General features: G+C 69.4%; 3 protein-coding genes. 2 read left to right on the forward strand and 1 reads right to left on the reverse strand.

Going from position 1 to position 2,679, the window contains the following annotated elements; translation table 11 throughout:
• Both ACTHK2_RS02035 and ACTHK2_RS02040 read left to right on the forward strand, forming a co-directional pair.
• The coding region (locus ACTHK2_RS02035; protein WP_440244027.1) for an InlB B-repeat-containing protein at window positions 1-1,014 on the forward strand (1,014 nt) is incomplete at its 5' end.
• A 297-nt stretch (window positions 1,015-1,311) separates the two neighbouring features.
• Entirely contained in the window at window positions 1,312-1,752 is a 441-nt protein-coding gene (locus ACTHK2_RS02040; protein ID WP_440244028.1) for an LIC_13387 family protein, read from the forward strand.
• A 12-nt stretch (window positions 1,753-1,764) separates the two neighbouring features.
• Here ACTHK2_RS02040 and ACTHK2_RS02045 read toward each other — a convergent pair.
• Window positions 1,765-2,679, reverse strand: a 915-nt coding sequence (locus ACTHK2_RS02045; RefSeq protein WP_440244029.1) for a hypothetical protein, incomplete at its 5' end; no start/stop codon positions are given.

The following is a 2,679-nucleotide window of genomic DNA, read 5'->3' on the forward strand; positions in this document are numbered from 1 at the left end:
GGCGGCAACGGCACGATCAGCCCGTCGACGCCGCAGACGGTGAACCATGGCGCGACGACGAGCTTCACGCTGACGCCCGCGGCGAACTTCCACGTCGCGAACGTGGCCGGCACCTGCGGCGGCAGCCTTGCCGGCAACGTCTACACGACGAACGCAGTGAATGCCGACTGCACCGTCATCGCGAGCTTCGCCATCGACACGCATGTGGTGACGCCGAGCGTATCGGGTGGCAACGGCACGATCAGCCCGTCGACGCCGCAGACGGTGAACCACGGCGCGACGGCGATCTTCACGCTGACGCCCGCGGCGAACTTCCACGTCGCGAACGTGGCCGGCACCTGCGGCGGCAGCCTTGCCGGCAACGTCTACACGACGAACGCGGTGAATGCCGACTGCACCGTCATCGCGAGCTTCGCGATCGACACGCATGTGGTGACGCCGAGCGTATCGGGTGGCGACGGCACGATCAGCCCGTCGACGCCGCAGACGGTGAACCATGGCGCGACCGTTGCCTTCACCGTGACGCCGGCCGCGGGCTACCACGTGGTGACGCCGGTCGGTGGCAGCTGCCCGGCGGGTAGCCTCGTCGGCACGAGCTACACGACGGGCGCGGTCGTCGCCGACTGCACGGTGGTGGTCAGCTTCGCCGCGAACCCGGCCCACCACATCAAGTTCGTGCAGCAGCCGGCCGACGTGCCACGTGGCGAGCGGCTCGGTGCGGTGCAGGTCGCCATCGTGGATGCCTCCGACAACGTGATCACGACCGATTCCACCTCGCAGATCACGCTTGCGACCGCGGCGTGCGGCGCATCGGCGACGCTCGCGCAGGCGACCGTGAGCAACGGCATCGCCTCGTTCCCGGCGAACGCGACGCAGCGCTTCTACACCCTGGCCACGGGCAAGACCCTGAGTGCCTCGAGTGGAGCGTTGGCGGGAACGAGCGCGACGTTCAACGTGACGTCCGCGGGGAGCGTGCTGGTCTTCGCCGACGGCTTCGATCTCTGCCGGCTCTGACGCCGGCTGGCAAGCGTTTGCACTTCGACCCCGCTTCGGCGGGGTTTTTTTTTGGGTCGAACGGCGGGAGGCTGCGTGGGACGGCCTATCGCCGCCGCGCGGGAAAGAGCGGGAAGCGCAGCGCGGGAAACTCCACCTCGACGTCCCGGCGAAAGCCAGGGCCCAGCGTCTGCGGCGTCGATACGAAGAATCGGATCCGGCTTTCGCCGGATTGAAGGCCCCTGTTTGCTGTTTACCGCTCGCTTGCGCTGGTGCGCTCGGACACCGAAGATCGTGCGTCCCCCGGGAGATGGACCCGTGTCCGAAACCGCCCTGCGATCAGGTGTGCGCAGCGCCGGCAGCGTGCTGCTGATCGCGAGCGGCGTGCATGCGAGCGTGCATTACCGAGCATTCGTCGACACCGCTTCGTTCGACGCGCCGCGGCGCGCATTGATGGACGCGATGCGTGCCTACGCGATCCTGCCGCGCTGGGGCGTCGATGCGTGGTCGATGCTGTGCGGCTACAGCCTCTGCTTCGCGATCCTGCTGATGCTGTGCGGGACGCTGCTCTGGTGGATGGGGAAACACCTCGCGGCCGTCCGCCTGCGATCGCTCGCGACGGCGACGGTGCTCATTCTCTCCGCCGGCATCGCGCTGATCGCGGTGCTCGACCCGATGCCGGTGCAGATGAGCGTCCTCGCGCTCGCGGCCTTGTGCCTCGGCGTCGGTATCTGGCGCGGGCGCGTCGGAGGGACGTGAAGGAGCGGGGCGTTACCAGCGCGCCTCGAGGTCGAACAACACGCGCCGCGTATGGTCCGCGATGCCGTCGCGTTGTTCGCGGAAGCCGGCCAGGCGCAGGCTGAGTCGATCGGTGAGCCCGTAGCCGATCCACGGCATTGCGCCGTGCGCGAAGCTGTGGAACCACCAGTCGTCTTCGCTGAATGCGGCGAGCACGGCGTCGCGCTGCTGGCGTTGCCAGGCGAAGCCCAGCTCCCAGCCGCGCGCGCGGCGGCGATCGCCGGCGACGAGGCTGAGGCGCGCCCCATCGGCGTCGTCGTCGGCGCCGAGGTTGCGCACGAGGTCGAGGCGCATCTCGAACGGCCAGTCGCCGAATGCATGCCGCCCCACGAGCTGCAGGTCGAGCAGGCGGAAGTCGCTGGCGAAGCCGGTCGGCGTGCGCAGGTTGGTGCGGCCTAGGCCGTTGTTCGCGAGGCGATCGATATGGCTGAAATCGATCAGCGACAGCAGCACCGCGGCATTGCCCGGCGCGCCCTCGTGCCAGCGCCAGGCGAGTTGCAGCGCACCGATGCGCGAGCCGTCGCCGTACAGGTGCTCGCCTGCGAACGCGCCGGCGACGAGTTGCAGGCGATCGTAATCACCGAGCGCGATCGAATGATCGACGCTCACGCCGGCCGGCCGCAGGTCGCGATCCCAGACGAGGGGGGACAGTTCGAGCGGGAGCGGCGTCTTGCCGATCAGCAGCGCGGTCGACTCGCCCGCGTGCCCGCGGATGAACAACTGGTCGAGGCCGGCGCCGTCGCTGCGCTCGTTGTCGTTGTTGATGCGGTTGTCGCGGTTGGCGTCGGAGCCGAGCGCGAACTTCAGTGCGCCGCCGATCTCGAGGACGGCGCGGGGCGTCCAGGTGAGGCCCGGACGCACGCGGCCGCGCACGCGTTCGAGCGTCGG

Origin of the sequence: Dokdonella sp. (assembly GCF_051958935.1) — a bacterium.
Classification (GTDB): domain Bacteria; phylum Pseudomonadota; class Gammaproteobacteria; order Xanthomonadales; family Rhodanobacteraceae; genus Dokdonella_A.